Here is a 23717-nt window from a genome sequence, read left to right on the forward strand (position 1 = left end):
ATACAATGGAAAGAGTATATCATGGCGAATGGCGACACCTCAAGGACGGTGAAATTACCCGTCTTCTCATTTGCCTATGCCGCTCGATTTTCACTCAGCACGTTCCCTCCTGGTTTATTGCGGCAAGTTCGCGGCCTGTGATACGCTCACCAGCAAACAAGGATCGGGTCATGACCGTCAAGATTGCCATTGAATTGGACGACAGCCACCGTGAGTTCGCCGAAAAAATGGTGAAGGACGGCGTGTACCCGTCGATTTCCAGTGTCGTTCAGGCCGGCATCGAGCAGATGATGCTGAATGACGAGGTTCCCGCCGATGCATTGGCCGGAATGGCTGACGAAATTCACCGGCGGATGGAACTGCCGAAGGATCAGTGGATCCCCTTGGAGGGAGACACGATGTTCGAAGAAGTTCGCGCTCTTATCCGCCAAAAAAAGGCTGAAAAGCAGAATGGCGTATAAGGTTATCCGCCATCCGCTCGTCAAAAGCGATCTTTTCAAGATAACCATCTTCATCGGTGACTATGCCGGATATGACATCGCCGATGAAAAAGTTGATGAGATTGAAGACAGCCTTCTCTCCTTGACCGACTTCCCGCATATCGGCACCATCCGCAGCGAAATCTATCCGGGGCTTCGCGTCATTTCCGCCTCGGGTAAGGCCGTCATCTGCTTTACGGTCGATGATGAAACAAAGATAGTAGACGTCATCTCCATCACCTATGGCGGAGCAGACTGGCAGGCACGAATCCGGGAACGTCGCTGAGACCGCCGTTCAAGCCGCGCGTAGCTTCCCAGCGCTCACGCCTCCGGCTTCTTCAGCCTGTATTCCCCCGTCACCGGATCCTTGACCAGCGTGCCTTGCGTGCCGGTTTCCTGCCGGCGGCGGACTTCCTGCTGGCGGCGGGTGAGTTTCTCGGCGTCGGCCACGAATTTTCGGTAGCCGATCCAGGCGATGGCTGCAAACAGCAGCAGAAGAATGATTTGCGGCATTCGCTTCTCCCCCCGTTTCCTTAAAGATGATCAAAGGCCGAAGCGGCCCCATAATGCTCTTTCTTCGGCCACCTCTGCAAGGCCGGAAACGGCGGATGCCGCGAAGCGCTCGGCGATTGCGCCCGCCGCAGACGTACCGGGCTGCCGCCTGCCGAACAGGCCGCGCGACGCGGAGATGAGCTGCAACTGGGTTTTCTCGCCGAAACGCTTCTTCAACTCGCCGCGCATGTCGCCGAGACTATCGACAAGGCCGAGTTCCTGGCCGCGCTTTCCGGTCCAGAACAGGCCGGAGAAGATATCGGGCGTATCGGCAAGCAGATGGCCGCGCCGCGCCTTGACCATGCCGATGAAGACATCGTGGATTTCGAGCTGCAGGCCCTTTAGATACTCGATGTCCGTTTCCTTTTCCGGCTGGAACGGATCGAGCATCGCCTTGTTGGTGCCGGCGGTATAGACGCGCCGCTCGACGCCGATTTTCTTCAGCAATTCAGGGAAGCCGAAGCCGCCGGAGACGACGCCGATGGAGCCGACGATCGAGGTCGGGTCGGCAATGATCTCATCGCCGGCCAGCGCGATCATGTAGCCGCCGGACGCCGCGACGTCCTCGACGAAGATGATGACGCGCTTCTTCTTCTCTTCGGCGAGATCACGGATGCGCTGGTAGATCAGCCGCGACTGTACCGGCGATCCGCCAGGCGAATTGACCGAGATGGCGACGGCCGGCGTGCCCTTCATCGAAAAGGCCTTGTCCAGCACCGGAGCAACCGAGGCAAGGTTGAGCAGCGGGCGAAACTGGCTGCCACCTGCCATGATCGCGCCGTGCAGCCTGACGACCGGGATCGTCATACCCTCCTTGCGAAAACGCCTCGGCAACAGCTTCCTGAAAAATCCGGCCATCTCAACTCCCTGCGTTTCATTCTTTGGCTTTGCGTGATGGCATGTATGCATTGACAGGCCAAACGCAATGGCGGCGCCATGAAAATCATCGCCGGCGGCGATAGGCGGCGCGGCCGTTGTTCAGATCGTCCACGAATGCGGAGAATTTGTGCGTGTCTTCCTCGTGCATGATCAGCGGCGCCCGCAGTGCCAAGCGGGCGCGGCTTTGCTTGATCGCCGTCACGAGGATGCGCACCGCATTTTCGCCTGTTCGCGGATGCAAAGCGGTGATCTCGATGCCGCCGAAACGGCGGCCGCAGGCGGAAACGATCTTGGCGATCGATTCCGGCCGGGCGATCAGCGACAACTGTCCACCGGGCTTCATGATCGCGCCCGCCGTGCGGATCCAGATGTCGAACAGCCCGTCGTGCATCGCATGCGCCTCTGCCTTCAAGGCATCGGGCGTCTTGCGGTCGGATGCGTCGTTGAAGGGCGGGTTCATGATGACGTGGTCGAAATGGTCGTCAGCGAGGCCAGCAGCGACCCGCGCCCGGCCGGTTAGCGCGACATCGGCTTCAAGCACGGACACGCGGGAACTGAAACGCTCGTTCTCCGCAAGCGCGAGGCTCTTGCGGGCAAAATCCGCCATCAGCGGCGACCGCTCTACCAGCAGGACCTCGGCATTCTCCAGCCGCGAGGCAACGGCCATGCCGGCGGCCCCGGCGCCGGCACCGAGATCGGCAACCCGGCACGGCTTGTCCGAGGCAACCAGCGAGGCGAGCAGCATCGCGTCCATGCCGGACCGGTGCCCCTGCCCCAGCGGCTGGATCACATGGAATTGACCGCGGTGGAAGCTGTCGGTGGTTTGGGTTTTCATGCGGGGAGGCCCCCGGCGCGTTTGCGCGCGCGGCGGCTATACCCCCCTCTGTCAGCTTCGCTGACATCTCCCCCGCAAGGGGGGAGATCGTTCATTTCCCTTATACGATCTCTCCGGAAATACCATGTAAGGTGAAGCTCTCGGCCAATCTCCCCCCTTGTGGGGGAGATGTCCCGGAGGGACAGAGGGGGGTAAGCCTGCCAGGAGAGATGCATGCGCCGTCAAACCTCCCGCAATTCCGCAGCCAACCCCGCATCGATCAATATCTGCCTCGCTTCGTCGGCTTCCTCGTCGGCCACGAGAAAACGGCGGGGCAGGAGGCCGAGCGAGCCTTCGAGGATGCTCATGCCCTGATCGGCGATGAAACAGCCGATGCCTGCTTCCTTCATCAGGCTTTCGGCGAAAGAAAGCACGACGGCGTCGTTGGTGCGGATCAATTCCTTCATTCCGGATCGTTTTCCTGCCTAATTTGAAGAAGCGGGACAATTCGCCTCTTGCCGCCACAAGCCCCCCTTTCTATTGTCCGAACTGGAATTTGAACAGGAGTCCCTTGTGTTGGGCGTAGTGATACCGCTGGAAGACAGCAAAAACAAACAGGCATCCGTGAAGCCGCTCGTCGACCTGACGAAGGCGGACATGGAGCGCGTCAACCAGTTGATCCTGTCCAAGGCCGGTTCCGACGTCCAGATGATCCCGGAGGTGGCGAACCATCTGATTTCATCCGGCGGCAAGCGCCTGCGGCCGATGCTGACACTCGCTTCCGCCTCGATGTTCGGTTTTACCGGCGATGCCCACGTGAAGCTCGCCACCAGCGTCGAATTCATGCACACGGCCACCCTGCTGCACGACGACGTGGTCGATGAAAGCGATCTTCGGCGCGGCAAATCGACGGCGCGGATGATCTGGGGCAACCAGGCAAGCGTTCTCGTCGGCGACTTCCTGCTCGGCCAGGCTTTCCGCATGATGGTCGATGTCGGCGCGCTGGAAGCGCTCGACGTGCTTTCGACGGCAGCCTCGGTGATCGCCGAGGGCGAGGTGCTGCAGCTTTCCGTTGCCAAGAACATGGAGACGACCGAGGACGACTATCTCTCGGTCATCCGCGCCAAGACGGCGGCGCTGTTTGCCGCTGCCGCCGAAGTCGGCCCGATCGTCGCCAAGACCGACAAGGCAAGCCGCAATGCGCTGAAATCCTACGGCATGAATCTCGGCCTCGCCTTCCAGCTGGTCGATGACGTGCTCGATTACGGCGGCAAGGCCGCCGATCTCGGCAAGAATGTCGGCGACGATTTCCGTGAAGGCAAGATCACTCTGCCGGTCATTCTCTCCTATCGCCGCGGCACGTCTGACGAACGCAGCTTCTGGCGTGAGGCGATCGAGGGCGGCAAGAGCGACGACCAGAACCTGGAAAAGGCGCTCGGCCTCATCACCCGCTATGGCGGCCTGACCGACACCATCGCCCGGGCGCAGCACTACGGCACCATCGCCCGCGATGCGCTTGCGCCCCTGCCGCAATCACCCTGGAAAGCAGCGCTTCTCGAGGTGATCGATTTCTGCATCGAGCGGGTGAGCTGATCCGGCGCTCAGCTGATGTGCTGGAGTCCCCTAGAGGAAATTCTTGCCGCACCGCGCCAAAAAAGCCATTCTGTACGTTCATGATGGCATCGTTGCCGCGTCGCCGGCGCAACCGAAGGCAGTGGATCTTGACGGCAACATGTCGAATTGCGTTTGCCCCGCGTTCAAACCGATTCCGGTTTACCGGGTAATACGCTAATGATTTTGGGACTGATTCCGCGCGAATCCGGCGTCGGCGCCAAGGGGCGCCGCCCGTAACGAAAGGCTTGTCATGCGGCAAAAACACCTTCTTCGCCTGCTCAGCGGCGCAGCGTTCCTGGCCCTGGCGTCGTTTTGCGGCGCTTCCCAGAGCTTTGCCGAGGAAAAGGCCGCGGTGGAGGAAAGCAAGCCCTTCGATGTGGATTCGGTCAACAGCTTCTCGGGCTCTTTCCTCGCCGCCCGGACCGCCGATGTCGATCACGACCTCGATACCGCGACCAAGCTCTACCGGACGGCGCTCGAATTCGAGCCCGACAATGTCGAGGTCAAGCAGCGCCTGATGATCACGAGCTTGATGAACGGCGACTTCGATGAAGGCGTGAAGATCGCCGAGGAGCTGAAGTCCGACAGTTCCGTCGAGCGCATCACCACGATCGCCCGCGCGGTCGAAGCGATCCGCAAGCGGGAATATCGCCATGCGCAGAAGATCCTCAACTATGACGGTCCGAACGATCTCGACCGGCTGATGAATGGGCTGCTGCTCGGCTGGGCCAAGGCTGGCGAAGGCAAGCCGAAGGAAGCGATCGCCCAGATCAGCGCCATGGAAGGCCCCGAATGGTTCAAGATCTTCAAGTCCTACCATGCAGGCGCCATCGCGCTGGCCGCCGGCGACAAGTCCACCGCGCGTTCGAAGCTGAACGATGCGGTGCTTGACCGCGAGGGGGGCAGTGCGGCGCCGGACACCTTCATGCGCGCGGTCGTCGCGCTGGCGAAACTTGAAGCGCGCGACGGCAACAAGCGCAAAGCACTCGACGCCATTTCAGTGGGTGAAGGTTTCATCAGCAACTACGCTCCGCTGAAAGCGTTGCGCAAGAGCATCGAAGATGGCAAGCCGCAGGAGCAGCAGGTGCGCAGCGCGGCCCAGGGCGCCGCTGCCGTGCTCTTCTCGATCGGCGCAGCCCTCAACCGCGACGGCGCGGAAGACATCGTTTCGCTCTATCTGCAGACAGCCCGTGCGGTGGATCCGGAAAGCGCCGATATCCTCGTCATGCTCGGCGGCATTGCCGAAAACCTGAAGCAGCCGGAACGGGCAATCGCGCTCTACCGGAGCGTGCCGGAAAATTCGCCGATGCGGCGACTTTCCGAGATGCAACTGGGCTTGAGCCTCGCCTCGATCGGCAAAGTGGACGAAGCCAAGAAGCACCTGAAGGCGCTGATCGATCTCGATCCGAAAGACGTGCGCAGCTATATCGCCTATGGCAGCGTGCTGTCCGACGCCAAGGATTACAAGGAGATGGGGCTGGTCTACGACCGCGCCGTCGAGGCGATCGGCCCGGTGCCGCAGCGTGGCGACTGGACGATCTTCTTCCAGCGCGGCATCGCCTATGAACGCCAGAAAATCTGGGACAAGGCCGAGCCGAGCTTCAAGAAGGCGCTGGAACTCAACCCCGACCAGCCGCAGGTGCTGAACTATCTTGGCTATTCCTGGGTCGACATGAACATCAATCTCGAAGAAGGCCTCGGCATGATCCGCAAGGCGGTCGATCTGAAGCCGGATGACGGCTACATCGTCGATTCGCTCGGCTGGGCCTATTACCGGATGAACCGGTTCGATGATGCCGTGGTCGAACTCGAGCGTGCCGCCGAGTTGATGGCCGGCGATGCGACCATCAACGATCATCTCGGCGATGCCTACTGGCGCGTCGGGCGCAAGCTCGAAGCCGTGTTCCAGTGGAACCAGGCGCTGGCGCTGAAGCCTGAAGAAGCGGAGATCCCGAAGATCAAGGCGAAGATCGAAAACGGCCTGCCGCCGGTCGAGGCCAAGGTTCCGGCAGCGGCGGAAACCCTGCCCGAGAAGGTTGCACCGGACGTGGCAACGGGCAAGAAATCCTGACCGCGCCTTGCGATGGCAAATGAAGGCGGCATACCGGGCTTCGCGCTGACGCGGCTTGCGCCGGCGAAGATCAATCTTGCTCTGCATGTCGTCGGTCAGAGGCCGGATGGCTATCATCTGCTCGAAAGCCTGGTGACATTCGCCGATGCGGGAGACCGCATCGGCTTCTCCCGTTCGACGGAAGATCGCTTCACCGTTTCCGGTCCGTTTTCCACCGATCTGCCGCTGACGGGTGAAGGCGCGTCCGGCAATCTGGTGCTCCGGGCGCGTGACCTCTTGCGGGCGCATCTGGTTGCTACAGGCATCGCGGCAGGGCCGGTTCACCTTCATCTCGAAAAGAACCTGCCCGTCGCCTCCGGCATCGGCGGCGGCTCGGCGGATGCCGCAGCGGCGCTTCTGGGCTTGCTGGAGCTTTGGGACGCTTCTGCGGATCGCGGCAACTTGCACGACATAGCGCTGAAGCTGGGGGCGGACGTGCCGATGTGTCTCAAGGGCCGGCCGCTTATCGCAAGCGGCATCGGTGATGAGCTTCAGCCTATACCGCTTCCGTGCTTTCCTATGCTTCTGGTCAACCCGCTCGTTGCGGTATCGACGCCTGCGATTTTCCGGATGCTGACGAACAAGACCAATCCATCGCTTGCGATGGCCCACCGAGCGGTTGCCGCGAGCGACTGGATCGAGGCTTTGAAAGGCATGCGCAACGACCTTGAGCCGCCTGCCCGGCTTCTGGAACCGGCGATCACCGCGGTGGCGGATGCGCTTTTGCAGGCGGGAGCGGCGTTCGTCCGCATGTCCGGCTCTGGCGCCACCTGCTTCGGGCTGTTTACGACTGTTGCCGAAAGAGACGCCGCTGCTGGCGTTCTTTCAACGCAAAACCCGAACTGGTACGTTCTTGCCTGCAACAGCGTCAGCGGAGAGGAAGACGATCATGGCCGGGATTGACGAGACGAGACCCTTCGTTCCGGTCGGCATCGCCGTGCTGACGGTCTCCGATACCCGCACGCTTGCCGACGATCGCTCCGGCGATACGCTCGCTGCCCGCATCACCGACGCCGGACACCGGCTTGAGGCCCGCGCCATCGTGCCTGACGACAAGAAGCGGATTGCCGCCCAGGTCAAAGCATGGACGCTGGACGATGCGATCGACGTGGTGATCACCACAGGCGGCACGGGCTTTACCGGGCGCGACGTGACACCGGAGGCGCTGGAGCCGTTGTTCGAGAAGCGCATGGACGGTTTTTCCGAGGTCTTCCATCGCATCTCCTACGACAAGATCGGTACCTCCACCATCCAGTCTCGCGCAACCGGCGGCGTCGCCAACGCCACCTTCATCTTCGTGCTGCCGGGATCGCCCGGCGCCTGCCGCGACGCCTGGGACGGCATCCTGAAACAGCAACTCGACTACCGGCACATGCCCTGCAACTTCATCGAGATCATGCCAAGGCTCGGCGAGCACCTGAAGCGCGGCTAACGTAGTTCGCGAAATGTCTCCTGCGGGACAGTGGATGATGCTCACTTTCATGCGGGACGGCACTATCGGCATTGACGCAGACTATAGAATAGATGAACACGTGCCCGCACATACAGCGCCGCGCGTCTTTTCAGACGCGCAAAGGTCGCTGTAACGCTTTGGAATGCTGCATAATTTTATCCTTAAATCGATTCCGATTTAAGGAATTATGCAGTAGCCTGCTGACACGACAATCTCGGTCAACACCGGCTGCAGTCGCCTCGACCGCGATTAGAACGCGTCATATTGCTGCGCAAGTGAAGCGGAAAGCTGGTCGGCGAAGCGATCGGCGGCGGTCGGCAGAGTGCGCCCCTTGAGCTGGCCGACATACAGCACGCCGGCGGGAACATCGCGAGGGTCGAGCGGGCAGGAGATCATGTCGCCGGTCATTGTGTGGTCGGAAAGGCCGATCGGGAAATGGAAGGTTACGATATTTTCCGAGATCGCGTGGTTGCGCAGAAATTCGAAGCTGTCGGACTGAATCACCGGCTCCAGCTGCAACGACGACGACTGCGCCGCAATATCGAGCAGATAGCGGACGCCATAAGATGACGTGGGCAACGCGATCGGATAGTCAAGGCATGCGCGCAGTCGCACAGTCTTGTGGGCAGCTAGCGGATGATCCGGCCGTACGACCGCCTGAATGGGCTGGTGGACCCGCACACGGGTCATGAAAGCGCCAAGCCGCGCCGGCTCGTATACGATTGCGATATCGGCCGTGTGATCGACCAGCGCTTGCTCCGCTTCCTCGCGGTCGCGCAGGTGCACGCTGAAGGTCACGTTCGGATGTGACTTCCGGTAAAGTGCGATCTGGGTCGGCAGGTAATAGGGCAATAGCGCCTGGCTGCAGGCAATCGCGACATGGCCGCGCCGGGCGCCGGCGAGATCCGCAATCTGCGCCTTCACCCGCTCCATGTCGGAGAGTTGGTTGCGCATGTGATGCACAAGAAGCTCGCCCGCGGTGGACAGCCGCACTCCATGCGGCAGCCGCTCGAAAATTGCAACGCCGAGTTCCGCCTCCATCGCCAGAATGCGGCGATTGAGCGCCGTCGATGTTATGGATAGCGATTCCGCAGCGGCACGGATTGAACCGGTCTTCGAAACCATATCGATGTAGTGAGCGGAGTTCAGATAACGCATGGCCACCTCCGCGTCACCGCTGCAATTTTTGCAGCGGTGTGAAGAAAACATAGCACAAGACAGAAGCATCGCCATCTGGATAATTGATCGTGCCGCGACGGCAACAAGACGTTGATCTTCGAAGCCGCAACAAAGTAATTCTAGCTACTTCACAGACCATCGTTCTTTCATCAACTTAAAGGAGCTGATCATGCGTTATCTGCGGATTGGAACTCGCTTGGCTTCCCTCGTTTTACTCGGCCTTGCAAATTTGCCGGCCATTGCTGCAGAAGAATGCGGCAAAATCCCCCGGGACCTGGCGGCTTATTCATATCAATGTAGTGTGAATTCCAAGATTAACGTCAATGACGGAAATCCTCTTCGTTTAGCCGAGTCCGACGAGCGGACAAGTTGCCTTTCAAATTGCATACAAGTTTACAGCACGTGCAAGACGAGCCGGGGTAGAGACTGCCGCCAAGAATACAAAACATGCTCATGGACATGTTGAAGCTTCGCGTCCGATGCTACAGCGCCGCGCGTCTTTTCAGACGCGCAAAGGTCGCTGTAACACTTTGGAATGCTGCATAATTTTATCCTTAAATCGATTCCGATTTAAGGAATTATGCAGTAGCTCCAGCGACGCGGCGGCGAGTAGCTGGAGGTTTTTCCGCTTTGTATCGAACCCCGCCTTTTGCGGATGGTGAAGTGGCGAACCGTTCCCATCCGCAGCGCCGTTCACTATTCGCAACCGCCGCATCGGCGCCGGGCATTGTTCTAGGCGTCATGGCCTTCGGCGCCGCCGGCTTCATGAGCGCCGGTGGTCCTGATTTCAAACTTCGCCAGGCCCGCGATAAAACGCCTCTCCCTGCCGCTCCTGCTCTCCCTGTTCCATCCGGAACAGCGCCTGCGCGCGCGCCGGTATAAAACTCTCCTCATCGGCAAAACGGGGTGAGGAAGCCGCACATAGCACCGAGACGCATCGACCGATCCACTCCCGCTGCGCCAAAGCTTTAGCAGCGGAATACTGCGGGAAGTATACTACGGCGCGGCTTCGGCCGCTCGGCAAGACCTTTTCAGCCATTCATTTTCATCAAGTCCGGGCAGGCCTGAAAGGGCCTGCTCTTTTGCTGTTTCCAGGGTCAGGACCCAAAAGACGATGGGTGCCGGCATTCATTCATCCATATAGTTGACTGAGGACGCCTCGTATGATAATTCATCCATATGATTGAACGAACCGACTCTGACCAACTGACCCTGATCCTCAAAGCCGCAAGCGACGTCACGCGCCGTGCGATACTGACGCATCTCGCACAAGAAGGCCCAGCGCGTGTGACCGATATTGCGGCCCGCTTCGACATGAGTCTGAACGCCGTGTCAAAGCACATCATGGTCCTGGAAAAAGCCGGGCTGGTCAGCCGCCGCACCCAGTGGCGCGAACACCTGATCGAAGTGCAGATGGCACCGCTGGCCGAGATCGACCAGTGGTTCTCGGGTCTGCGGTCGATCTGGGACCTCCGCCTCGAAACCCTTGGAACACTGCTGACAAAGGAGCCGGACAATGACTGACCTTAGCCTCACCTGCCGCCGCACCATCAAAGCCAGCCCAAAGCAGGTCTACAACGCCTGGCTCGATCCGGCGATGATGACCCGTTTCATGTCACCGCGCCCGGACATGCATGTCGCCGAGGCCCGCTCGGACGCACGCGAAGGCGGGCGGTTCTTCGTGCTGATGGTGGGCGACAAGGAATATCCGCATGAAGGCACCTACAAGGAACTTACCCCGTTCTCGCGGATCGTCTTTACCTGGGAGGCGCCCTGGTCTGCCCCTGATACGCAGGTCGAACTGGTGCTGAACCCCGTCGCGGACGGCACCGAAGTGGTGCTGACCCACGTGAAGTTCATGTCCGAGGAAAGCCGCGACAATCATGAGAAGGGGTGGAATGGCATCCTGGGCAAACTCGACGCCCTGCTGTCGTGAAGGCGGCGGCGCTGCGCGCCCCCTACCGATCGTCCGCGCCGGGGCGATTGCCGATCGCGACCCAGGCCGGCACGAGTTCGCTGCCGAGGCGGCGCACCGCCCTGCCGGTCGCGAAATCGCTGAGCCGCATGCCGGATTTTGCGATCGCCGTCGCCTGTTGCCGCGACAAGAGGAAACCGAGTTCAAGCGGCGCCAGGCGGGTCACGACACGCTTTAGGAACGGCCGGCGATGCAGCCGCGAGGGCGAAAAACGCGCCGGTGTCCTGCTAAGGGACATATATTCCGCCACGTCATCGATCCAGCGGCCTGCCGGTCTTGCACCCGCCTCCAGCAGCAGCAGCCAGTCGCCGCGGGCGGAGCGAACGATGTCCTTCATATCCCAGTTCGTGCAGAAACGCGCGCCGGCGGCATCGGCGACACGGCTGGAACCGTCCCGCGAGCCGTGATCGAGGATGATCACGTCGCTCACCAGGCCTTCCACGGCACCTGAGACCAGCGCCGACAGCGTCTGCGCCAGTTCGGCTTCGTTGTTGCGGGTTTCGATTATGATCGTCAGCATCGCCGTCCATACCGCATCGCACCGGCAATTTCCATAAAGCCTTCGTTTCCGGGCAATTAACTTTTCATTCATGATGAATCCGCGCGCAAACGAAGGCTGAATTGCTCATCCGCCTCATCCTCACCCCGCGCTGACGACACCATTTCGTCATTTTGTTCTTGTCTTGTTCTCTTTTTTGGGCTAGGAAAATAATCAGAGGACAACGGATCGTCCGCAAGGACAGTCCCCGGAGAACCCCATGAACGAGCTGTCTCAGATCAGGCAGGGCGCCCTTGCGCCCGCCAACACAGCAGATATGGCCGAAGCGATGATCGCCGGTTCCGGTCTGCGAATCGAGATCGACCGCAGGCGTGGCCGGGGAGCCGCCCTCAATACGTCAGGACGTTTCGAACCGGCCTCCCGGGTGCTTGAAGATGACGGCTGGGACTCGCTGGAGGATCTTCCAGCGCTTAAGACCGATGTTCAGGTCGAAAAGCCGCGCTCGATCATCAGCCGCAACGATTCCCCCGACCTCCCTTTTGATCGCTCGGTCAATCCCTATCGGGGCTGCGAGCATGGCTGCATCTATTGCTTCGCCCGGCCGACCCACGCCTATATGGGCCTGTCGCCGGGGCTTGATTTCGAAACGAAACTCTATGCCAAGCCGGATGCGGCAAAACTCCTCGAACGCGAACTGGCCAAACCCGGCTACAAGGTGCGCCCGATCGCGATCGGCACCAATACCGATCCCTACCAGCCGATCGAGAAGGAATGGCGGATCATGCGCCAGGTCCTCGAGGTGCTGAAGGCCTGCGACCATCCGGTGATGATCGTCACCAAATCGGCGATGGTCATGCGCGACATCGATCTTCTCGCGCCGATGGCCGAGAAGGGGCTGGCGAAAGTCGGCCTGTCCGTGACAACGCTCGACCGCAAGCTCGCCCGACTGATGGAACCGCGCACCTCGACGCCATCGAAGCGCCTCGAAGCGATCAAGGCGCTGTCGGAAGCCGGCATTCCGGCAACGGTGATGATGGCGCCGGTCATCCCGGCCCTCAACGACCACGAGATCGAGCGGGTGCTGGATTCCGGCAAGACAGCCGGCGCGACCCATGCGAGCTACGTGCTCCTGCGCCTGCCGCTCGAGGTGAGCCCATTGTTTCGCGACTGGCTGCTCCGCAACTATCCGGACCGCTACCGCCACGTCATGTCGCTGGTACGCTCGATGCGCGGCGGCAAGGATTATGATGCCGAGTTCGGCAAGCGCATGAAGGGCGCCGGTCCCTATGCCTGGCAGATCGGCCGGCGCTTCGAACTGGCGGCCAAGCGGCTCGAACTGAACGTGGCGAAGCGCCCGCTGAACTGCGACCTGTTCGTTCCGCCACTTGGAACCGGCGTTCAACTATCGCTGCTCTAGTGGCGTCTTGACGTTTTCGTCCGGGCTTCTCCCCGGATATCGAATACCGATCCTGTTTCTTGCCCCGAGGCTCGATCGGTCCATCCTCCGGCAGCCGCCTCATTGCCGGAGGACTTGCAGGGAATCGGGCTTGTGTGCAAGTTTCGCCGCATGTCACGAAGCACACCGCCCGATTCCCCCTTTCTCTTCGAAACCATCGAGGGGCCCGACTTCAGCTTTGAGGCCGGCGCGCGGCGCGATGGTCTCTGGCCGGTCGCCGGCACCGACGAAGCCGGACGCGGACCACTCGCGGGTCCCGTGGTTGCGGCTGCCGTGATCCTCGATCCGGAGAACATTCCGGAAGGGCTGAACGACAGCAAGCAGCTTTCGGTCGCCCGGCGCGAGGAACTGTTCGACATCATCCTTTCCTCGGCCATCGTCTCGATCGCCTCCTCGGCCGCGGGCAGGATCGACGGCACGGATATCCGCAAGGCCAGCCTCGATGCCATGCGCCGGGCGGTGCTCGGGCTGTCGTCGCGCCCTGCCCTGGTGCTCGCCGATGGCCGCGACGTGCCGCCGGGGCTTCCCTGCCAGGGCAAGGCCGTCGTCAAGGGCGATGCGCGATCGCTTTCGATCGCCGCCGCCTCGATCGTCGCCAAGGTGGCGCGCGACCGGATGATGACCCGGGCCGATCTTGTATTCCCCGCTTATGGCTTTGCCATGCATGCCGGCTATGCCACCGCCCGCCACCGCAAGGCCATCGACCACCACGGCCCCTGCCCGCTGCACCGCATGAGCTTCCGCCCGCTGCGGCAGGATGGAGAAGATGCGCCGGACGACGACTTTGCCGCCTGACAGCCTTTTGCCGGGCAGGACGAGAGCGACACCCGCGCAGCGCGGATTTTAGACAACACTCATAAATACCTGCGGAAAACCCCGATATTTTCGCCCCAATGGCTACCCACGGCAACAAACCGGGGGTTTGCTGCGTTATAGAGTCCATGCGCCTGGCTCGCGAATCACTTGGAAGGATCGGGATCTTGATCTTTGGCCTGATTATGTTGTCAATCACAGCGGCGACGGATGCGTCGGCAGCCGCGCCGCCGACTGCAGATGACCTCCAAGCCGACCTGCAGACAGCCTACGCCTGCAAGGAGATCGATGGCCGCAAGGTCTGGAAGGGCGGGCTGGCTTATTACATCCAGTCCTATGTCTACGACGGTCAATCGACTGATGATGCAACGGACATTGCCACGGACGCAGTCCTGCCGGCTGACAATGCGCCGGAAACGATGCGGGAGTTCGAGGAAGCCTGCCTCACGCTTGCGCCTGTGACAATCAAAGGCAACTGAAACAATCGCCGCCCTTTCATCCGCGCGCCGATAATCCTCCCCACCGACAACAAAAAAAGGCCGGCGCGAGCCGACCTTCTTCCATGCTTTATGAAGCGACTGTTCAGTTCAGACGGGTCTTCACGTGGCCGATTGCCTTGGCGAACAGCGCGGCCTGGGTCGCGGCATCCGACTTCGCGGTGATGACGCTTTCAGCGGCGGCAATCGCGATGTCGACGGCGGTCGCGCGGACCGAGTTGATGGCGTCGGTTTCGGCCTGCTTGATCTTCTGTTCCGACAGGGCCGTGCGGCGGGCGACGAATTCCTCGGTCTTCTGCTTGGCTTCGGCGGTCAGCATTTCGGCTTCGCGTTCGGCTGCAGCAACGATGTTGGCAGCTTCCGCTTCGGCTTCCTTGCGCTTGCTCTGGTATTCGGCAAGCAGCGACTGGGCTTCGGCGCGCAGGCGCTTGGCTTCAACGAGTTCGTTGGTGATGCGAGCCGCGCGGTTGTCGAGCGACTTGGCGAGCATGCCCGGAACCTTGAGGTAGACGATGAGCGCGAGGAAAAGCACCAGGCCGACGAAAGCCCAGAATGTGGCCAGTGAGGTCAAATCCATGATGCGCTCCTTACTTCGCCGATGCCTTGACCGCGGATGCGATCTCGGTCTTCGATACCTTGCCGCCGATCAGCTGCTCGACGACGGCGCTTGCCGTTTCCTCAGCGATCGAACCGACGTCGGCCAGCGCCTTCGCCTTGATATCGGCGATACGAGCTTCAGCGGCGGAAATCTTGTCGTTCAGGCTGGTTTCGACTGCGGTGCGGTCGGCTGCAGCCTTTGCCTTGGCGGCTTCGCGGGCGGTCGAGGCAATCGCGTTGCCCTTGGCCTTGGCCGTTGCCAGCTCCTGCTCGTAAGCGGCGACTGCAGCGTCTGCCTCGGCCTTCGAGCGAGCAGCGTCGTCCAGATCGCGGGCGATCGTATCGTGGCGCGTTTCGAGAATGCTGCCGATGCGCGGCATGACGACCTTCGACATCAGAAGATAGAAAAGACCGAAGCTGATCGCCAGCCACAGAAGCTGCGATGCGAATGTCGAAGAATCGAAGGGCGGGAACACTCCCGAGCCATGTCCGCCTTCTTGGGCTACACCAGTCTCGGTGTGGACCTCGCCGGCAGCGGCGTCGTGGGTCTCTGCGCCTTCGGTGGTGGTTGACTGGGCATAGGCCGCGGTCACAAACATGCTCACCTCCAGGTGCATTCAGAAAAGATGCGGGCCGCGGCTTAAAACCGCGACCCTGCCTTCAAGCCGGTCTTAGACGGCGAAAAGGAGCAGCAGTGCTACGAGCAGCGAGAAGATGCCCAGAGCTTCCGTAACGGCGAAGCCGAATACGAGGCGGCCGAACTGGCTGTCAGCGGCCGACGGGTTGCGCAGAGCGCCGGACAGGTAGCTGCCGAAGATGTTGCCGAGGCCGAGAGCCGTGCCGGCCATGCCGAGGCAAGCGAGACCTGCGCCGATGAACTTTGCTGCTTCCGCTTCCATGATTTTCTCCTTCGAAATGGTTGTTGCGGCTAACTTTGGCGCCTTCACCGGCCGCGGCCGGGAAAGCCCACGACTTTATTCCTTAGTGGCCACCCGGATGCACTGCGTCGTTGAGGTACATGCATGTTAGCACCGCAAAGACATAGGCCTGGAGGAAGGCGACGAGGAATTCGAGGCCCGTAAGGGCCACGGTCATGATGAGCGGCAGAACCGCCCCTCCGATACCCAACGCGCCGAGGGTTCCGAGCGAGGCGACGAAGCCTGCGAACACCTTCAGCGTGATGTGACCTGCCAGCATGTTCGCGAAGAGACGAACGGAAAGGCTGATCGGGCGGGACAGGAAGGAGATGATTTCGATGGAAATCACGAGTGGCAGAAGAATGCCGGGTACGCCAGCGGGCACGAACACGTTGAGGAAGCCAAGGCCGTGCTTATAAAAACCGTAGACCAGAACCGTGCCGATGACGAAGATCGCAAGCGCAAAGGTCACGATGATCTGGCTGGTAATGGTGAAAAAATAGGGAACCATGCCGAGCATGTTTGCCGTCAGGATGAACATGAACAGCGAGAACACCATCGGGAAGAATTTCATGCCGTGGGAGCCGGCGCCTTCGCGCAGCATGGAGGCGATGAATTCATAGGACAGTTCCGAGACGGACTGCATGCGGCCCGGAACCAGGCTGCGCGTCGACGTCGTGAAGTAGAGGAAGCCGGCTGCGACGGCGAGCGTCACGACCATGAACAGAGATGCGTTGGTGAAGGAGAAATCAATCCCGCCAATTTCGATCGGAACGATCTTGTTGACCACAAACTGGTGTACCGGATCTACCTTGTCGCCTGCCACAGCCGCTCTCTCTCGTTCTGGACCGCCAACGCGGCGGACATCCCTGTCTCTGCGACAGCCGCTTACGCGCCGTCACTCTTGTTGTTGCCGCCCTTGCCCGGCTGATCCGCGGGATGGGGTGCTGCCACCATGCCCGCCGAACGCAGGACGTTCAGCACACCGGCACAGAAACCAAGGAGGAGAAGTATGATCATCCCACACGGCCCTGTACCCGCAAAACGGTCCAAAAGATAGCCCAGAAGTGCGCCGACGATGATGGCCGCCACAAATTCGCTCGAAAGCTTCACGGCGACCTGATAGCCCTTGCGGTTCTCCGCCGCCCGCGCCTCGTCCGCAGCATACTTCGGATCTTCCTTGCGCTTCTCCGACAGTTCCGCACCGAGGCGTTTCAGCCGATCTTCCAGACCCTCTTTCCGGTTGTCCGTCATGTGGCACCCTCCCTTTTGTTTCCTCTCACGGCGATAAGCCGCGAGCTAGGTCACACAAAGGCCGGATTTGAAGCCACCGTTCGGCCCGTTTTGAAGTCGGCCGCAACATAGTTTTAGGTGCCCCTATAGTCAAGGCACCAAAGGCCCTTGTCAGGCCACAATATTATCACATAAAAACAATATCTTATACATTTTTCAGGAAGCCGGAGCGGGAATCGCAGGGAATCGCTTGCGAACTTCCCGAGAACGACGAATGGCCGGAGTTTGACCGACCATTGCCAATCCCGGACGATTTCAGCTCCATCCGCCGCCATAGGTTCGGTAGAAGATGTGCTTGCCGATCTTCGAGACCCGTTTCATCGTCGGCCCCCAGTCGGGCTTCACATAGGTCGCGTGGTAATGCGTGGCGGAGCCGACTTCCGGAAGCCAGATCTTGCCCGCCGTGACCGCAAGGGCGATCTCCTTGGCTGTCTGCCAATGGGAGCGCGACCAGACGATATCGGGAATGCGGTCGCAGGCAAACGAGAACTGGCAGCGATTGTACCAGCCCTTGTTCTGGTAAACGACCGCGCAGATCGTATCCGGATAGGCGGGATTGCGGACACGGTTGAGAATGACCTGCGCCACCGCCGCCTGGCCCTTGACCGATTCGCCGCGGGATTCGAAATAGATGCCCGAGGTCAGGCATTTCTGCTCGGCTTCGGAAAACACCCATGCCGGCAGCGGGTTTGCCGCCCAGGCGTGATCTTGCGGCGATATCTCGGGAATGAACCGGCCGCCGGTCTTGTCGTCGCGCAGGATCGAATCGAACGGCGACTGGCGGGCATAGTCCGGCTCCGGCGGCGCATAGGCGGTCGCCAGCACGTCCGCCGCCTGGTTGGTCACCAGGCTTGCCAGCATCGGCGAAATGGCGGGGTCCCGCTTCGGCGCCTTCTTCTTGTAGAAAGCCGTGGCAATCTGGATTTCCTTGCCCTTGATCCTGGGCTTGGAGAAGACCATGCGCTCCTCGGTGTCGAAGAGCGTGTCTGTTAGTGAACTGGTGCGCTGCAGGATCGAGCCTGCGGTAAAATCCTTCGGCGGCGTCACCGGCGCCACGGCGACGATGCGGCCTTTCTTGTCCTTGCGGTTCACCCGCTCTTCGTCCGTGCGCGGGTCGGCCTGCTTCTCTGCCGCCGTCAGCGACACCTGCCCGCCGCCCGGCATGTCGATCCCAGCCCCATCGGCGATCGCGCCAGTGGCGATCGGGTCGTTGAACACCATCTCCACCTCGTGCAGCGAACCGGCCGGAGAACGGGTCATGTACATGCGCCAGCGTTCGCCGCCGCGATTGATGCCGGAGAGAAAGGTCGCGAGATCCGAATGGGCCGAGACCGACGGGAGGCCGACGAAAAGACCGATGCCGAGCATCAGGGGAGCAGTCCAGCGCGCGGGCGATAAACGGAACTTCATACTCTTACGCACCAACCGTACTCCACGTACTGGCAGACGCAGGGTTCCATCCGGCAAAACGATCCGGTACGCATTTCCCCGCGAAAGTGAATCGGACAAGCGGTACCCCGGCGCTTAACCGCGCGATTGCCGCTTCAACATGGTTCGACAATGAAGCATTAACCTTGATGCTTGGTTAATGACGGTCGCCGGGAATTGGGGGGGGGCAACGGAAAACGCCTCCCGCAACCGTCTGGCCGCAGGAGGCGTTCGCGTCGATGCAGCCGGTCAGATGATGACGTGCGAACCCAGTTCGACCACGCGGTTGGCCGGCAGGCGGAAATAGTCGGACGGGTCGATCGCGGCGTTGGCAAGCGCAATGAACAGCCTGTCCTGCCAGTAGGGCATGCCCGATTCCGCGTCCGGCACCAGCTTGCGGCGGCCCAGATAGAACGAGGTCGACATGATGTCGAACTTCAAGCCGGTCTTGCGGAACAGGCCGAGAGCCTGTGACACGTTCTGCGTCTCCATGAAGCCGAAATGCATTTCAAGCAGGTTGAACCGCTCGGAAATGCTGCTGGCCGAGACACGCTGGTCCTTCGGCACGATCGGCACGTTGGCGGTGCGGATCGTCAGGATGAAGTTCTGCGCATGAAGCACATGGTTGTGCTTGATGTTGTGCAGCAGTGCCGCCGGCGTCGATTCCGGATCGCTGGTCAGGAAGATGGCGGTGCCGGGAACGGAAACCGGTGCATGCTCGCTCTTGCGTTCGACGGATTTCACGAAGGACATGAGCGGAATGTCGGTATGCCGCGTCTTGTCGTGCAATATCTTGGTGCCGCGCTTCCACGTCCACATGAGGACCACGAAAGTAACCGCGATCAGTATCGGAACATAGCCGCCATCGTGAATCTTCAGGAGGTTTGCACCGAGGAACACGATCTCGAGCGCAAGGAGCGGCAGCAGGACCAGGCACGCGACATAGAGCGGCCAACGCCAGTGCAGACGAACGAATTCGAAGGCGAGCATTGTCGTCACGACCATCGCGCCGGTGACGGAGACACCATAGGCGGTGGCGAGCGATTCCGACGAGCCGAACATGAAGACCAGCGTCATGACGCCGAACAGAAGCAGCGTATTGACGTTGGGAAGATAGATCTGGCCAGTCTGGGTCTCGGAGGTGTGGAAGATCGCCATGCGCGGCAGGAAGCCGAGGTGGATCGCCTGCCGCGTCAGCGAGAATGCGCCGGTGATGACCGCCTGGCTGGCAATGATCGTGGCCGCCGTGGCGAGAATGACGACCGGCAGCAGCGCCCATTCCGGAAACATCAGGAAGAACGGATCGGACATGGTTTCCGGATGTTTCAGCACAAGCGCGCCCTGCCCGAGATAGTTGAGCGCCAGCGCCGGAAAGACCACACAAAACCAGGCCCACTGGATCGGCTTGCGGCCGAAATGGCCAAGGTCGGCGTAGAGCGCTTCCGCACCGGTCACCGTCAGGAATACCGCGCCGAGGACGACGATGCCAACAAAGCCGGCATGGAACAGGAAGTAGACGGCGTAGTAGGGATTAAAGGCAGCCAGAATGCCGAAATCGTCGCGAATGTGATCGATGCCGGCGGCCGCCATGACCGCAAACCAGATGAGAGTGATCGGCCCGAAGAAGTTCGATACGGCTGCGGTGCCCTTCGACTGGACTGCGAAAAGTGCGACCAGAATAATCACGGAAATCGGCACGACATATGGAGTGAGTGCGGGCGTGACGAGTTTCAGACCTTCGACAGCGGAAAGCACCGAAAGTGCCGGCGTGATCATCGCATCGCCGATAAAGAGGGCGGCACCGGCGATCCCCATGAAGAAAAGCCGGGACGCGTGGCCACTGGCCGCCTTCATCAGGAGTGCGAGGAGCGACAGCGTTCCGCCTTCACCCTGGTTGTCGGCGCGCAGCAGGAACAGCACGTATTTCAACGTCACGATGATCGTCAGAGTCCAGATCATCAGCGAGATCAAGCCGATCACCTCGAAGCGGGTGACGCCGTCGGCTGCGACCGGGCGCAACGCTTCACGGAAGGCATAGAGCGGGCTTGTGCCGATATCGCCGTAGACAACACCCACCGAACCGAGCGCGAGCAGCAGAAGTTTGCGCAATTCCTTATCGCGGCTTGCAGGTTGAGCTACCGAATGGGACATATGAATTCCTCAGGCTCCTAGAGCCAGCCTTTCCAGCGAAAGAAGTAGTAGGGGACAATTGCGGAAATCACCATGGCAACGACAGCCATGGGATAACCGAGGGTCCATTTCAGTTCGGGCATGACATCGAAATTCATGCCGTACAGCGAGGCAACCAGGGTCGGCGGCAGAAAGACCACTGCCGCGATCGAGAAAATCTTGATGATCGCATTCTGCTCGACATTGATCAGCCCGAGAGAGGCATCGAGCAGGAAGGTGATGTTTCCCGAGACGAAGGAGGCATGTTCCGACAGGGACTGGATATCGCGCGAAATGGCGCGGCAGAGTTCCTTGGCGTCCCTGCTTTCCTGCACGGACGGGACTGTATAGAGAAACGTCAGGACACGGGAGAGCGAGGCCAGACTGTCACGCACCTTTGCCACCAGCCGGTGATGCGACGCGACGTCCATCAGCCTGGCTTCGAGATAATGGGGCGGGCGGCGTTTTCCGACAGGACGATCGCCGAAAACCTGCGAGGACAAGGCATCGATCTTGGCGACCGCGATCTCCAGGATCTCCGCCGTGCGATCGGTGACGGTTTCGAAAAGGCGCGTCGCCAGGATCGTTCCTGTCGCGCAGCCGCCAGGGATGCGATGCATCGCAGCAGTAAACAGATCGAACGCCTTCGGCTCCTCGTAACGGACCGTGATCAGCAGGCCGCGTGCCAGGACGAAGGCGACATCCGTCAATTCCGGACGGCCGGTGTCGGCCTTGCAGACGAGTGATGCAGTCATGAACACCGCGTCCTTGGCCGTGTAGAGACGGCTCGAAGGTTCGATGTCTTTCATGTCTTCGCGGGTCGGAACCTCGATGCCGAGAAAACTTTCGACCAGAAAATCCTCCGCCTTGTCCGGACGCAGCATATCGATCCAGACGATATCGGACGGCAGGGAAGCGGGGGGCTTCACCGCGCTCACCACGACGGCTTCGCCATTGTCACGATAGGCAGTGATCATTCCGCCACCCTTGCATGCGCGCCATTGAGGCTGGCGCGATCGATCGCCGCTCCATTATGCGAACGGGTGGAAATCAGGGCCGGACTGTGGCGAACCGGACAAATCCGGCCGTATGGCATCAAAGCTGCGCGCGGCAGGTCCATATGGAAACTCTCGTCGTTTACGACAAACCCTCAAACGGTCATCACGGTCATGCGGAGCCCGACGGAGGGCAGCGCCGCTGGTACAGCCTTGCGGATGCGGGGAGGCATATGGAACAAGGCACATTCAAAATCAATGGAAAAATGGCAAAGCGCCACAATGTCGCCCAAAGACTTAACGACGCTACCCGATCGAATGTCAATTGTCACCGCGGATGCGACGCATTTCCGAAATGCAATGCGTGCATAGCGAGGTGGCGGTCGAAGGCGACAACCGCCTATTCGAAGACGATGCTGGGCATGGCCCGCGACGTATCGGCCTTCTGCGCCGAGATCTGATCCCAGACTTTTCGAGCGATCTCGCGGTAGACCCGGGCAATCTCGCTGTCCGGCTCGCAGGCAACCACCGGCGTGCCGGCGTCGGAGGTTTCGCGGATGCCTATCGTCAGCGGCACTTCGCCGAGGAACGGCACGCCGATGCGCTCGGCCTCCTTGCGGGCGCCGCCATGTCCGAAGATGTCGTAGCGCTTGCCGGTATCGGGCGCGATGAAATAGCTCATGTTCTCGACGATGCCGAACACCGGCACCTCGACCTTGCGGAACATCGCTAGCCCCTTGCGGGCGTCGACCAGCGCCAGGTCCTGCGGCGTCGAGACGATGACGGCGCCGGCAAGCGGCACCTGCTGGGCCATGGTCAGCTGTGCATCGCCGGTGCCCGGCGGCATATCGACAACGAGCACGTCGAGCTCGCCCCAGGCAACTTCGCGCAGCATTTGCAGCAGCGCCGACTGGATCATCGGCCCGCGCCAGATCATTGCGACCTCCTCGTCGACGAGGAAGCCCATCGACATGACCTTCAGGCCGTAGTTTTCCATCGGCCGGATCATCCGGCCCTCGATCTGCTGCGGACGGCCGGAAATCTTCAGGAGGCGCGGCATCGACGGGCCGTAGATATCGGCATCGAGAATGCCGACGCGCAGTCCGTTGGCTTTCAGCGCCAGAGCCAGGTTGACCGAGGTCGTCGATTTGCCGACGCCGCCTTTGCCGGACGCAACAGCGATGATCGCGCCGACACCGGGGATGCCGGACTTTGCCGGGGCTGCGGGACGTTGGCCGGGAGCGGCGTGCGTAGGTCCCGCATGGGCATGTCCGGAGTGCGACGGTGCTGCGGCGGGCCTCTGTACCGGCGCCGAGGATGACGGGGCCTTCCTGTCGGCCGTCAGCGCCACCATGGCGCCTTTGACGCCGGGGATGTCCTTGACCACACGCTCGGCAGCGGCGCGCAGGGGATCGAGTTCACGCGCGCGCTCAGCCGGTACGGTGATTGAGAAATAGACCTTTGAATCGGAGATGAAGACGTCGGAGACGAGACCCATATCGACGATATTGCCGTCCATATCCGGCCCGAGCACGCCTTTCAGCTTCTCGAGGACCTGTTCCTTGGTGACGTCTGCCATGTCATTCACTCCCGCCGGTCAGCGCGGCTGGTTTGCCTGCTGCGTATTTCAACGCGTGATGCGTGACATTTAGATAGTCGAGCGGGAGTGTTTCGCCAATGCGGTCACAGAGAAAAACAAGCTGCAAAAGCAAAGGCCGCTTCCGGCCGTGCGGTGTCCGTACATCCGGGATCACCTTGGGCTGAAAGCGGCCTTGTTTGTCGCGACCTTCATGGGCGCAGTTTTATTATTGCAGTCCCCTCTGGACATGCTTTCTACCAAGCAGGAACTGTGCCAGTTTGGAGAAACCATTGAATTACAAGGACTCGAGACGAAGGCTGCCGCAGTGCAGCATCAGGGGCGCATAGTTATTGTGCAAATGCGTTGCGCCGGCGCCGGATTGCCGAATTTTAGGACAAGGGCATCTGCGAAGAGATGCC

The 23717-nt window shown here is 60.8% G+C and carries 27 protein-coding genes; 11 read left to right on the forward strand and 16 right to left on the reverse strand.

Annotated elements, in window-relative coordinates:
• Window positions 1-170 precede the first annotated feature (170 nt).
• Window positions 171-461 carry a hypothetical protein gene (locus ACSQ3F_RS01640; RefSeq protein WP_436098613.1) on the forward strand — a complete coding sequence of 97 codons (291 nt, stop codon included), beginning with the start codon at window positions 171-173 and terminating at the stop codon, window positions 459-461.
• Entirely contained in the window at window positions 451-765 is a 315-nt protein-coding gene (locus ACSQ3F_RS01645; RefSeq protein ID WP_436098614.1) for a type II toxin-antitoxin system RelE/ParE family toxin, read from the forward strand. The genes ACSQ3F_RS01640 and ACSQ3F_RS01645 overlap by 11 nt, the downstream gene beginning before the upstream one ends.
• 35 nt (window positions 766-800) lie before the next feature.
• Here ACSQ3F_RS01645 and ACSQ3F_RS01650 read toward each other — a convergent pair whose 3' ends face one another.
• The 4 genes from ACSQ3F_RS01650 to ACSQ3F_RS01665 form a co-directional block, all read right to left on the reverse strand.
• On the reverse strand, window positions 801-992 hold the full coding sequence (locus tag ACSQ3F_RS01650) for a hypothetical protein (RefSeq protein WP_436098615.1): 192 nt from the start codon (window positions 990-992) through the stop codon (window positions 801-803).
• 30 nt (window positions 993-1022) lie between these two features.
• On the reverse strand, window positions 1023-1889 hold the full coding sequence (locus ACSQ3F_RS01655; RefSeq protein WP_436098616.1) for a S49 family peptidase: 867 nt from the start codon (window positions 1887-1889) through the stop codon (window positions 1023-1025).
• Between the two features lie 85 nt (window positions 1890-1974).
• Window positions 1975-2745, reverse strand: a complete 771-nt coding sequence (locus ACSQ3F_RS01660) for a tRNA1(Val) (adenine(37)-N6)-methyltransferase (protein WP_436098617.1) — start codon at window positions 2743-2745, stop codon at window positions 1975-1977.
• 221 nt (window positions 2746-2966) lie between these two features.
• Window positions 2967-3191, reverse strand: coding sequence for a putative signal transducing protein (locus ACSQ3F_RS01665; protein WP_349437548.1), 225 nt, complete (start codon window positions 3189-3191; stop codon window positions 2967-2969).
• A gap of 109 nt (window positions 3192-3300) precedes the next feature.
• On the opposite strand from ACSQ3F_RS01665, the gene ACSQ3F_RS01670 reads away from it, so the two are divergent.
• From ACSQ3F_RS01670 to moaB, 4 genes are all read left to right on the forward strand, one after another.
• Entirely contained in the window at window positions 3301-4317 is a 1017-nt protein-coding gene (locus tag ACSQ3F_RS01670; protein WP_436102011.1) for a polyprenyl synthetase family protein, read from the forward strand.
• A 271-nt stretch (window positions 4318-4588) separates the two neighbouring features.
• Window positions 4589-6409: a tetratricopeptide repeat protein gene (locus tag ACSQ3F_RS01675; protein ID WP_436098618.1), complete on the forward strand. Its 1821-nt coding sequence runs from the start codon at window positions 4589-4591 to the stop codon at window positions 6407-6409.
• Window positions 6410-6421: 12 nt separating this feature from the next.
• A complete protein-coding gene (locus ACSQ3F_RS01680) occupies window positions 6422-7351 on the forward strand; it encodes a 4-(cytidine 5'-diphospho)-2-C-methyl-D-erythritol kinase (protein ID WP_436098619.1) in 930 nt (309 codons plus the stop codon).
• Window positions 7338-7880, forward strand: coding sequence for a molybdenum cofactor biosynthesis protein B (gene moaB / locus ACSQ3F_RS01685; protein WP_436098620.1), 543 nt, complete (start codon window positions 7338-7340; stop codon window positions 7878-7880). Before ACSQ3F_RS01680 ends, moaB begins: the two co-directional genes overlap by 14 nt.
• Before the next feature lie 270 nt (window positions 7881-8150).
• Here the strand turns inward: moaB and ACSQ3F_RS01690 are convergent, their stop codons facing one another.
• Window positions 8151-9059 (reverse strand): LysR family transcriptional regulator, encoded by a 909-nt coding sequence (locus tag ACSQ3F_RS01690; protein WP_436098621.1) that lies wholly within the window; start codon window positions 9057-9059, stop codon window positions 8151-8153.
• Window positions 9060-10076: 1017 nt separating this feature from the next.
• Window positions 10077-10208, reverse strand: coding sequence for a hypothetical protein (locus ACSQ3F_RS01695; protein WP_436098622.1), 132 nt, complete (start codon window positions 10206-10208; stop codon window positions 10077-10079).
• 51 nt (window positions 10209-10259) lie between these two features.
• Here ACSQ3F_RS01695 and ACSQ3F_RS01700 point away from each other — a divergent pair, with 51 nt between their 5' ends.
• Window positions 10260-10604 (forward strand): ArsR/SmtB family transcription factor, encoded by a 345-nt coding sequence (locus ACSQ3F_RS01700; protein ID WP_436098623.1) that lies wholly within the window; start codon window positions 10260-10262, stop codon window positions 10602-10604.
• Complete coding sequence (locus tag ACSQ3F_RS01705; RefSeq protein WP_436098624.1) at window positions 10597-11016, forward strand: SRPBCC family protein; 420 nt, start codon at window positions 10597-10599, stop codon at window positions 11014-11016. Before ACSQ3F_RS01700 ends, ACSQ3F_RS01705 begins: the two co-directional genes overlap by 8 nt.
• A gap of 22 nt (window positions 11017-11038) precedes the next feature.
• Here the strand turns inward: ACSQ3F_RS01705 and ACSQ3F_RS01710 are convergent, their stop codons facing one another.
• Window positions 11039-11575, reverse strand: a complete 537-nt coding sequence (locus ACSQ3F_RS01710) for a glycosyl transferase (RefSeq protein ID WP_436098625.1) — start codon at window positions 11573-11575, stop codon at window positions 11039-11041.
• A 238-nt stretch (window positions 11576-11813) separates the two neighbouring features.
• Between ACSQ3F_RS01710 and ACSQ3F_RS01715 the strand changes: the two genes are divergently transcribed.
• The 3 genes from ACSQ3F_RS01715 to ACSQ3F_RS01725 all read left to right on the forward strand — a co-directional run bounded on the left by ACSQ3F_RS01715 (window position 11814) and on the right by ACSQ3F_RS01725 (window position 14302).
• Window positions 11814-12971: a PA0069 family radical SAM protein gene (locus ACSQ3F_RS01715; RefSeq protein WP_436098626.1), complete on the forward strand. Its 1158-nt coding sequence runs from the start codon at window positions 11814-11816 to the stop codon at window positions 12969-12971.
• A gap of 150 nt (window positions 12972-13121) precedes the next feature.
• Window positions 13122-13805, forward strand: a complete 684-nt coding sequence (locus tag ACSQ3F_RS01720) for a ribonuclease HII (RefSeq protein ID WP_436098627.1) — start codon at window positions 13122-13124, stop codon at window positions 13803-13805.
• A 203-nt stretch (window positions 13806-14008) separates the two neighbouring features.
• Window positions 14009-14302 (forward strand): hypothetical protein, encoded by a 294-nt coding sequence (locus ACSQ3F_RS01725; RefSeq protein WP_436098628.1) that lies wholly within the window; start codon window positions 14009-14011, stop codon window positions 14300-14302.
• A 103-nt stretch (window positions 14303-14405) separates the two neighbouring features.
• Here the strand turns inward: ACSQ3F_RS01725 and ACSQ3F_RS01730 are convergent, their stop codons facing one another.
• The 9 genes from ACSQ3F_RS01730 to apbC form a co-directional block, all read right to left on the reverse strand.
• Window positions 14406-14897: a F0F1 ATP synthase subunit B gene (locus ACSQ3F_RS01730; protein WP_436098629.1), complete on the reverse strand. Its 492-nt coding sequence runs from the start codon at window positions 14895-14897 to the stop codon at window positions 14406-14408.
• 10 nt (window positions 14898-14907) lie between these two features.
• Window positions 14908-15516, reverse strand: a complete 609-nt coding sequence (locus ACSQ3F_RS01735) for a F0F1 ATP synthase subunit B (protein ID WP_436098630.1) — start codon at window positions 15514-15516, stop codon at window positions 14908-14910.
• A 72-nt stretch (window positions 15517-15588) separates the two neighbouring features.
• Entirely contained in the window at window positions 15589-15816 is a 228-nt protein-coding gene (locus ACSQ3F_RS01740) for a F0F1 ATP synthase subunit C (protein WP_018330055.1), read from the reverse strand.
• Between the two features lie 82 nt (window positions 15817-15898).
• On the reverse strand, window positions 15899-16660 hold the full coding sequence (locus ACSQ3F_RS01745) for a F0F1 ATP synthase subunit A (RefSeq protein WP_436098631.1): 762 nt from the start codon (window positions 16658-16660) through the stop codon (window positions 15899-15901).
• A 62-nt stretch (window positions 16661-16722) separates the two neighbouring features.
• The gene (locus ACSQ3F_RS01750; RefSeq protein ID WP_436098632.1) at window positions 16723-17088 is read right to left on the reverse strand and encodes an AtpZ/AtpI family protein; all 366 of its coding nucleotides are present in this window, start codon (window positions 17086-17088) and stop codon (window positions 16723-16725) included.
• Between the two features lie 294 nt (window positions 17089-17382).
• Window positions 17383-18537, reverse strand: coding sequence for a cell wall hydrolase (locus ACSQ3F_RS01755; RefSeq protein ID WP_436098633.1), 1155 nt, complete (start codon window positions 18535-18537; stop codon window positions 17383-17385).
• A 267-nt stretch (window positions 18538-18804) separates the two neighbouring features.
• Complete coding sequence (locus ACSQ3F_RS01760; RefSeq protein ID WP_436098634.1) at window positions 18805-20706, reverse strand: potassium transporter Kup; 1902 nt, start codon at window positions 20704-20706, stop codon at window positions 18805-18807.
• A 17-nt stretch (window positions 20707-20723) separates the two neighbouring features.
• Window positions 20724-21701, reverse strand: a complete 978-nt coding sequence (locus tag ACSQ3F_RS01765; protein ID WP_436098635.1) for a magnesium transporter CorA family protein — start codon at window positions 21699-21701, stop codon at window positions 20724-20726.
• 418 nt (window positions 21702-22119) lie between these two features.
• Window positions 22120-23298, reverse strand: a complete 1179-nt coding sequence (gene apbC, locus ACSQ3F_RS01770; protein WP_436098636.1) for an iron-sulfur cluster carrier protein ApbC — start codon at window positions 23296-23298, stop codon at window positions 22120-22122.
• Window positions 23299-23717: the final 419 nt, after the last annotated feature.

Origin of the sequence: Pararhizobium sp. LjRoot238 (assembly GCF_964252955.1) — a bacterium.
Lineage (GTDB): Bacteria > Pseudomonadota > Alphaproteobacteria > Rhizobiales > Rhizobiaceae > Pararhizobium.

Coding starts and splice junctions, on each gene's coding strand:
- ACSQ3F_RS01765 (WP_436098635.1), bottom strand. CDS start 21,701: ATGATCACTGCCTATCGTGACAATGGCGAAGCCGTCGTGGTGAGCGCG.
- ACSQ3F_RS01700 (WP_436098623.1), top strand. CDS start 10,260: ATGATTGAACGAACCGACTCTGACCAACTGACCCTGATCCTCAAAGCC.
- ACSQ3F_RS01750 (WP_436098632.1), bottom strand. CDS start 17,088: ATGACGGACAACCGGAAAGAGGGTCTGGAAGATCGGCTGAAACGCCTC.
- ACSQ3F_RS01715 (WP_436098626.1), top strand. CDS start 11,814: ATGAACGAGCTGTCTCAGATCAGGCAGGGCGCCCTTGCGCCCGCCAAC.
- ACSQ3F_RS01695 (WP_436098622.1), bottom strand. CDS start 10,208: ATGCCGGCACCCATCGTCTTTTGGGTCCTGACCCTGGAAACAGCAAAA.
- ACSQ3F_RS01680 (WP_436098619.1), top strand. CDS start 6,422: ATGGCAAATGAAGGCGGCATACCGGGCTTCGCGCTGACGCGGCTTGCG.
- ACSQ3F_RS01755 (WP_436098633.1), bottom strand. CDS start 18,537: ATGAAGTTCCGTTTATCGCCCGCGCGCTGGACTGCTCCCCTGATGCTC.
- ACSQ3F_RS01655 (WP_436098616.1), bottom strand. CDS start 1,889: ATGGCCGGATTTTTCAGGAAGCTGTTGCCGAGGCGTTTTCGCAAGGAG.
- ACSQ3F_RS01690 (WP_436098621.1), bottom strand. CDS start 9,059: ATGCGTTATCTGAACTCCGCTCACTACATCGATATGGTTTCGAAGACC.
- ACSQ3F_RS01725 (WP_436098628.1), top strand. CDS start 14,009: ATGTTGTCAATCACAGCGGCGACGGATGCGTCGGCAGCCGCGCCGCCG.
- ACSQ3F_RS01645 (WP_436098614.1), top strand. CDS start 451: ATGGCGTATAAGGTTATCCGCCATCCGCTCGTCAAAAGCGATCTTTTC.
- ACSQ3F_RS01640 (WP_436098613.1), top strand. CDS start 171: ATGACCGTCAAGATTGCCATTGAATTGGACGACAGCCACCGTGAGTTC.
- apbC (WP_436098636.1), bottom strand. CDS start 23,298: ATGGCAGACGTCACCAAGGAACAGGTCCTCGAGAAGCTGAAAGGCGTG.
- ACSQ3F_RS01650 (WP_436098615.1), bottom strand. CDS start 992: ATGCCGCAAATCATTCTTCTGCTGCTGTTTGCAGCCATCGCCTGGATC.
- ACSQ3F_RS01735 (WP_436098630.1), bottom strand. CDS start 15,516: ATGTTTGTGACCGCGGCCTATGCCCAGTCAACCACCACCGAAGGCGCA.
- ACSQ3F_RS01665 (WP_349437548.1), bottom strand. CDS start 3,191: ATGAAGGAATTGATCCGCACCAACGACGCCGTCGTGCTTTCTTTCGCC.
- ACSQ3F_RS01660 (WP_436098617.1), bottom strand. CDS start 2,745: ATGAAAACCCAAACCACCGACAGCTTCCACCGCGGTCAATTCCATGTG.
- ACSQ3F_RS01740 (WP_018330055.1), bottom strand. CDS start 15,816: ATGGAAGCGGAAGCAGCAAAGTTCATCGGCGCAGGTCTCGCTTGCCTC.
- ACSQ3F_RS01710 (WP_436098625.1), bottom strand. CDS start 11,575: ATGCTGACGATCATAATCGAAACCCGCAACAACGAAGCCGAACTGGCG.
- ACSQ3F_RS01760 (WP_436098634.1), bottom strand. CDS start 20,706: ATGTCCCATTCGGTAGCTCAACCTGCAAGCCGCGATAAGGAATTGCGC.
- moaB (WP_436098620.1), top strand. CDS start 7,338: ATGGCCGGGATTGACGAGACGAGACCCTTCGTTCCGGTCGGCATCGCC.
- ACSQ3F_RS01705 (WP_436098624.1), top strand. CDS start 10,597: ATGACTGACCTTAGCCTCACCTGCCGCCGCACCATCAAAGCCAGCCCA.
- ACSQ3F_RS01730 (WP_436098629.1), bottom strand. CDS start 14,897: ATGGATTTGACCTCACTGGCCACATTCTGGGCTTTCGTCGGCCTGGTG.
- ACSQ3F_RS01720 (WP_436098627.1), top strand. CDS start 13,122: ATGTCACGAAGCACACCGCCCGATTCCCCCTTTCTCTTCGAAACCATC.
- ACSQ3F_RS01675 (WP_436098618.1), top strand. CDS start 4,589: ATGCGGCAAAAACACCTTCTTCGCCTGCTCAGCGGCGCAGCGTTCCTG.